The sequence below is a fragment of the Phytoactinopolyspora endophytica genome, from assembly GCF_004138495.1.
GTDB classification, from domain to species: Bacteria; Actinomycetota; Actinomycetes; order Jiangellales; family Jiangellaceae; genus Phytoactinopolyspora; species Phytoactinopolyspora endophytica.
Genome location: NZ_ML142873.1, coordinates 16507 through 23067, shown reverse-complemented (window position 1 = coordinate 23067; position 6561 = coordinate 16507). Strand labels below are relative to the sequence as shown.

Annotated in this window: 7 protein-coding genes; 2 read left to right on the top strand and 5 right to left on the bottom strand. The window is 67.5% G+C overall.

Annotation, left to right across the window (positions count from 1 at the left end; translation table 11 throughout):
- Positions 1–661, bottom strand: a 661-nt coding sequence (locus ELR45_RS31275; protein WP_165368261.1) for a hypothetical protein, incomplete at its 3' end; no start/stop codon positions are given.
- 18 nt (positions 662–679) lie between these two features.
- Positions 680–1915, bottom strand: a complete 1236-nt coding sequence (locus ELR45_RS31270) for an amidohydrolase family protein (RefSeq protein ID WP_129669780.1) — start codon at positions 1913–1915, stop codon at positions 680–682.
- 61 nt (positions 1916–1976) lie between these two features.
- On the opposite strand from ELR45_RS31270, the gene ELR45_RS31265 reads away from it, so the two are divergent.
- Positions 1977–2477 carry a MarR family winged helix-turn-helix transcriptional regulator gene (locus tag ELR45_RS31265; protein ID WP_129669779.1) on the top strand — a complete coding sequence of 167 codons (501 nt, stop codon included), beginning with the start codon at positions 1977–1979 and terminating at the stop codon, positions 2475–2477.
- A gap of 62 nt (positions 2478–2539) precedes the next feature.
- On the opposite strand, the gene ELR45_RS31260 is transcribed toward ELR45_RS31265, so the two are convergent.
- Positions 2540–3637 (bottom strand): type IV toxin-antitoxin system AbiEi family antitoxin domain-containing protein, encoded by a 1098-nt coding sequence (locus ELR45_RS31260; RefSeq protein WP_129669778.1) that lies wholly within the window; start codon positions 3635–3637, stop codon positions 2540–2542.
- Between the two features lie 285 nt (positions 3638–3922).
- Here ELR45_RS31260 and ELR45_RS31255 point away from each other — a divergent pair, with 285 nt between their 5' ends.
- Positions 3923–4804, top strand: a complete 882-nt coding sequence (locus ELR45_RS31255; protein ID WP_129669777.1) for a dioxygenase family protein — start codon at positions 3923–3925, stop codon at positions 4802–4804.
- A 108-nt stretch (positions 4805–4912) separates the two neighbouring features.
- Here the strand turns inward: ELR45_RS31255 and ELR45_RS31250 are convergent, their stop codons facing one another.
- Complete coding sequence (locus ELR45_RS31250; protein ID WP_205857634.1) at positions 4913–5479, bottom strand: histidine phosphatase family protein; 567 nt, start codon at positions 5477–5479, stop codon at positions 4913–4915.
- Between the two features lie 51 nt (positions 5480–5530).
- Positions 5531–6561 (bottom strand): NAD(P)-binding domain-containing protein (locus tag ELR45_RS31245; protein ID WP_205857633.1); only part of this gene is annotated, 1031 nt, incomplete at its 5' end.

Below are 6561 nucleotides of genomic sequence, written 5' to 3'. Positions count from 1 at the left end.
CGAATGCCTCGGGCGTCACCCCAGCCAGCTCGCGGAGTGCGGGGGACTCCGCGAGCACTGTCCGGATCACCTCGGGTTGCGGACGGGTCCGCATCGGCCCGCCGGTCGTTTCGGCCAGACATCCGTGCCGGCTGACGTAGATCTCGCACGGCCGGCCGGCCAGCGTTTCCGCCTCCAAGAGCTGAGGGAACCGGTCGACAGGAAGCGGGCTGCGGTCATAGTTGGGCTCGGTCGAATCCATGACCGGCAGCTGATGCGCGTCCAGCCAGACGACGGCCAGAGTCGGCCGCTCCCCCGGCGCAGCGACGGGCGTCGCCGGCAGGTAACCGGCCCGGCTGACATGTGCCGACACCCCGGCCGCCAGGTCGTCCACCGTGACCAGCGTGATCGGGACGACGAGGTGGCCGCTGACGCCGGCGAGCTTGCGCCACAGCTGCGCGGGTGAAGCATTCGAGCCGACCGCGATCACCGGACACCGCTCGTCGAGCCCGGCAACGCCCAGGCGTCGAAGGCTCGGCCGCACGTCCGCCGCACGCAACTCCCGGTACCGGTCACCAATGAGCACCCCCGGCGCTCGCGCCGCCTTGCCCGGGTACGCGAGCGGCTCGGTGTACAGGTCTGGCTCGGCACCGAGATCGATCTCGGCGTTCTGATCCGACATGGACGCCATCCTCGTACGCTAGCGGTCACCCGCGGTCAGCTCGGCGGCTGCCGACCGCACCTGTGTCACGACCCGGCCGACGTCGAGATGCTGGATCGCGCCACCTCGCTTGACGACACGCCCGCCGACGAGCACGGTATCGACGGCGGCGGTGTCCGCGGCGAGCACGACCGCGGCGATCGGATCGTGCGCGGCGGCCATTCCCGGCACGTCGGTGCGCAACAGCATGACGTCGGCCTGCATTCCCGGACGGAGCGACCCGACGGTGTCACCGAGACCGGCCGCGACGGCGCCATCCAGGGTGGCCATCCGAAACACGTCCTTCACCGTGACGGACGATCCACCCACCCGCGCGAAGGCGTAGGCCGTGCGCATGAGGCTGAACATGTCCCCCGGCCCGTTCGTGACCGCGTCGGCGCCGAGCCCGGCCGGCACTCCCGCGGAGAGCGCCTGCTCGGTCACCGGATATCCCTGGCTCATGCCTCCCTCGATGGTGGGGCACACTGACAGGCCGCCGCCGCTCTCCCCGATCTGCTTGAACCCTTCATCAGGCAAGCCGATCGCGTGCACGTACAACGCGCCCGGGTCGAGCAGATCAAGACGCTGGAACGCCTCGATCGAGGAGCCAAGGTGGACCATGGCGCGCAGGCCCAGCTCGCGGGCGACCTGCCAATCGTTGCGGGCCCGTTCCTCGCCGCCGTGATCGGGCGCGAGGCAGGCGAGCGCGATGGTCAGCAGGTCCGACTCGTGCGTGTTCTTGATGTCGCGGAGCGGTCCGGCCTGGTCGAGATCACCACGCCCGTCGACGCCGAACACCGCACGGATGCCCGCCTCCCGCAGTCCGTTCAGGGCGGCGTCAGCGAGCTCGGCCGTCAGACGCGGCCTCGTGAAGTCCACGACGGTCGTGATGCCGGCATCCAGGCATTCCAGGGCCCCGGCGAGCTCGGCCGCGTGCATGTGCTCGGTGGTGTAGCGCGGACCGAGCACGCCCAGCACCCGGGCGAAGTAGTCCTCCATCGATCCGTCCGCGAGCACGACGCGCAGTGCCGCCTGCCACATGTGGCGATGGGTGTCGACGAAGCCCGGCAGCACGATCCGGTCGGTGGCGTCGATGATCTCCGTACCAGGTGGCGCCGCCAGCGCAGGGCCGGTGGCGGCGATAGTGCCGTCGTCGTCAATCAGGATGTCGTTACCGGGACGTGCATGCGGTTCGGGTTCAGTGTCGATGATGTGACCGTTGCGGATGAGGATCATGGAAGTACCTTAACTGAAAGCTTTTTCGAAAGCTATATAGGTGGCAAAGTAGACTTCGCCCATGCATCAAGACGAGGTCGACAGGCTCATCGCCGCCATCCCGGATGACCTCACCGACGCAGAGTTGCTCGCCGTCGAGCTCTCCAAACGCATCGGCTTCCTCAACCGCCTGTTCCTGGACGCCACCCAGTCCACGCTCGAAGAGCTGGACCTGACGTACGCCGAGTTCGAGGTACTGGTGGTGCTCCGCCGCGCCGGCGAGCCCTACCGACGCAAGCCACGAGACCTCACCCGAGAGCTCCTGCTCACCAGTGGCGGCATCAGCAACGTCTTACACCGTCTCGAACGTGCAGGGCTCATCCAGCGCACCCCTGACCCGGCCGACGCGCGGGGAAAGCAGGTCCAGCTGACAGCGGCCGGCCTGGCCAAGGCGCGGGATGCAGTACTGCTCGCGACGCAGGCCCAGTCGGCCGCCGTGGCGTCAGTACCCGAGCACACAGCGCGAGCTGCCGCCGACGCCTTGCGCGACGTCGCCCTCGCACTCCAGCACCGCCACCACTAGCAACCACCACGCAAGATCATGTTCCGTCTATAGCCCTCATAGGGGCCTCAAACGGAACATGATCAAGAGCGTGCCGATCCGCGCGCGAGGCCTGCGCGGTACGCCGACTCGATCTCGGCGAGCAGCCGCACTGGCTCACTCCGAATTCTCGAAGGCGCGACCGGAAGCACCGTCCAGCCGAGTTCCGCATAGCGAGCCCGCCGGCGCTCCGTCCGCGCGGGCGCATCACCGAAACCGTGAAAGGCACGCGAGTCCACTTCGACTACCAACCGAGCGTCTGGCCAGCATGCGTCGGGGTAGATGTCCCTCGCCCCAGGTAACACCCGATTCCAGCGCGGCTCCGGAAGAACCGGGCTCGCATCGACCAACTCACGCAACTCGCACTCGGGTGCCGAACGGCAACCCGCACGCAGGTCTGCCATCACGGCTTGCGCGACGGCCGTATCGTTGCGCGACGTAGCACCAAGCTCAGCCGCAAGCTGGTCGACCGTGCATTTCCCACGCTGCACCACCTCGCACATCAGCGCCCGAGTATTGCGCAACGCCCCTGCGTAATGCGGCATGCCTCCCCAGCACTGAGGACAACCGTCGTCGTGTTCGCACGATGCCCGCCACGCCGCCGGCAGCCACCGCGGCTTGGTCACTGTGTCGATCACCGCACGCGCCGGGCGCACCATCAGAATGACGCCGGGCCGCGCGTCGCCGGCGAGCTCATCGATGGGCTCATATGCCATTCCGATCAAGCGCCCAACGTCGCCAGCCGAGCTTCGGTCGGTCCATTCGGCATATCCCTCGAAGTCCTCAGCCCGCCGCGTCAGAGCGATGAACTCCGCTGGACGACGGCGGCAGGAGCGGGGTACCTGCACAACGATGGCGTCGCCCTTGGACGGCCCATACTTCAACCCCGCCATCCAGCACGCCCAGCTGCATGTGACCCGCGCATCGGGCCCGGCATGCAGGGTCGCCACGCGCAAGAGATGAAGATCGCCGAGCGGACCCGTGAAGGCTGCGTAAACGCCGCGCACGATCCGTTGCCACGGGCCGCCCTTCCTCAGGGCATATCTCAGCGCCTTGACGGACATGCCCGCAGCAAGCGCCTGCTCACGAGTGATAATGCCGTCCTGCCGCCACAGAACGCTAGACAGTCGATCATGGACCATGACGCAGCATCATGCCCGGCCACGCACGATCAATCCAGGGCACTCTCCATACACGCCGCAGGTCTTGCGCGAGGTTGCGCCACAGCATCTCGACGCGTCAAGATCATGTTCCGTTTAGAGCCCTTATAGGGGCCTCAAACGGAACATGATCAAGAACGCTGGCGGCCGCACACCCAGACAACCGGCTTCGGCTTGGCAGAACAACGACCGGGTCGCCTATCCTGTTAATTGAAGCTTCAACTGTTTGTCCATGAGACCCCAGGCGTTCTCGAAGGAGGAACCGGCATGCACACGCCACTCGACCCCGCGGTGCCCGGTGGCGCGTTCGACGAGTTCGTCGTCGATGCCGCTCCGGTCAGCCGCGAACAGCACCTCTGGACACCCGACGACGGCGCCCTCCCCGCGCTCTATGTCAGCCATGGCGCGCCACCGCTGTTCGACGACGGACCGTGGATCCGTGAGCTCTTCGCGTGGTCGCAGACGCTCCCGAAACCACGCGGCATCCTGATCGTCAGCGCACACTGGGAGTCCGCACCGCTGTCGCTCTCCGCGGCCGCGGCCCACACGCCGCTTGTGTATGACTTCGGCGGGTTCCATCCTCGCTACTACGAGATGATCTATCCCACCCCCGACGCCCGCGCCCTCGCCCAGCGCGTCTGCGCACTCATGCCCGACGACGAGCCCATCCACGAACACGGCAGCCGCGGCCTCGACCACGGCGCGTGGGTGCCCCTGAAGGTCATGTACCCGCTGGCGGACGTGCCGGTGCTGCAGATGAGCATGCCGACGCACGACCCCGACAAGCTTCTCGATCTGGGCCGGCGTCTGCGGCCGTTGCGCGAGGAAGGCGTGCTCGTCGTCGGATCGGGTTTCATGACGCACGGTCTTGCGTTCATGACCCGCGAGATGGCGATGCACAACGAGGCACCCTCATGGTCATCGGACTTCGACGCGTGGGCGTCCGACGCTCTCTCCCGTGGTGACGTCGACACACTCGCGTCGTATCGGGACACAGCGCCCGGCATGCCGTACGCGCACCCTACGGTCGACCACTACATACCCCTGTTCATCACCCTCGGAGCAGCGACGGATCCGGGGCAGCCCCCAGAGACGACGATCGAGGGCTACATGATGGGGTTGTCGAAGCGTTCCTTCCAAGTCGCCTGACCTGAGTCGCGCAACCGGGCTTGGTCACCCGACGTCCGCGCATGGTGTGCAGCTGGCAGGCCGCGGCGACGACGTGACTCTGTGATCGTCAGCAACGAGGAGTCACCGTCAGATGTGGTCCAAAGTGATCATGTCAGGGAAACGAAGGCCCTCCCAGAACTGGACCGGATCGGCGAGACCGAGCCGTCGGGCGAGCCACACGGTTATCGCCATACCGTGGGCCGCCACGACGAGCACCTCGCCTCGAGCGTTATCCCGGTGCTCGTCAATCGCGGAGCCAAACCGCGCCGCCACAGCCTCGTGCGGTTCCCAGCCGTCGTGTTCCACCCCATCCACATAGGCGCGGCGCAGCGCCCGCCAGTTGCCACCAAACGGTTCGCTTGATCGCCGGACCTCGTTGAATCGCGCATCGCGTACCACCACACCACAATGCTCGAGCGTCTGCGCGGCCTTGGGTTCAGTACTAGACACGACTCGTGCCCGCACGGGAAGATGCAGTGCTTCGGTCGCCTCCCTGCCCTCGGCGCTGAGGTGCCATTCGTGCGGTGGCACAGCAGGATCCACTTCTGGCATCGCGTGCCGGACCAGAATCACCACGATCGCCGAGATTACAAGCCTGCCGGTGTCGAATGCGCCGGACCCAACGCTTTCCCCAGAGACGCCGACGACGGGCACCCCACATTCCACCTAGCTGGTCACGTTCGAACCAGTCGGTTACCCACGACGTCACCCGACGAGCACCGGCCGCCCACGCGAAGACCGCCGCGTCAGATCGAGCAGCTCAGCGATCTCTAGGGCTGCCGTCCTGCCAGCACGGTTGGCACCGACCGTGCTCGCCGATGGCCCGTACCCGACGAGGTGAACGCGCGGCTCCACGACGACGCGGGTGCCGTCCATCTTGATACCGCCACCAGGCCCTCGCAGCTTCAACGGCGCCAGGTGGTCCAACGCGGCACGGAACCCCGTCGCCCAGACGATCACGTCGGCGGGTGCGGACGAGCCGTCGTCCCAGAGCATGCCGTCCGGGGTGATGCGGTCGAACATCGGCAACCGCTCCAGCGCGCCCTTCGCCAGGGCGGTCTCCACCACTGGGGTGTGCCCGAGTCCGGTCACGCTGACGACGCTCTCCGGAGGCAGGCCGGCGCGCACCCGCTCGTCCACCAGGGACACGACCCGCCGCCCGTAGTCCTCGGTGAACTCAACCGGGTCGAACACCGGTGGTCGGCGTGTCACCCACGTCGTCGACGCCGCGACGTCGGCGATCTCGGACAGGATGTGTGTCGCCGAATGACCACCGCCGACCACCACGACGCGCAGACCGGCGAACCCGGCCGGGCCCCGGTAGTCCGCCGAGTGCAACTGCTGCCCGGCGAACTCGCCTGCGCCTGGATAGTACGGCCAGTATGGACGTGTCCAGCTTCCGGTCGCATTGATCACGGCCCGAGCGGCCCACGTGCCCGCGTCACTCTCGACGACAAGACGATCGGCCGCTCCCGGCCGTACCGCCCGGACGTGGACCGGCCGGTGCACTCCCAGGCCGAACCGCCCCTCGTAGTCCGCGTAGTACTCGGAGATGACCTCGGCAGCGGGTCGCGCCATGTCGGCGGCTCGGGCCTCGCGGCGGGCCCCCGGCAGGTCGAATATCCCGTGGACCTTGTCCATCGTCAGGCTCGGTGAACGCTCTCGCCATGCCCCGCCCGGGCTGTCGCCGGAGTCCAGAACGATGAGGTCCCGTCCCGGTTCCAGACCGCGACGGC

Excerpts from the sequence above, each read along its gene's own strand:
- ELR45_RS31270 (WP_129669780.1), bottom strand. The coding sequence starts at position 1,915 with ATGATCCTCATCCGCAACGGTCACATCATCGACACTGAACCCGAACCG.
- ELR45_RS31265 (WP_129669779.1), top strand. The coding sequence starts at position 1,977 with ATGCATCAAGACGAGGTCGACAGGCTCATCGCCGCCATCCCGGATGAC.
- ELR45_RS31260 (WP_129669778.1), bottom strand. The coding sequence starts at position 3,637 with ATGGTCCATGATCGACTGTCTAGCGTTCTGTGGCGGCAGGACGGCATT.
- ELR45_RS31255 (WP_129669777.1), top strand. The coding sequence starts at position 3,923 with ATGCACACGCCACTCGACCCCGCGGTGCCCGGTGGCGCGTTCGACGAG.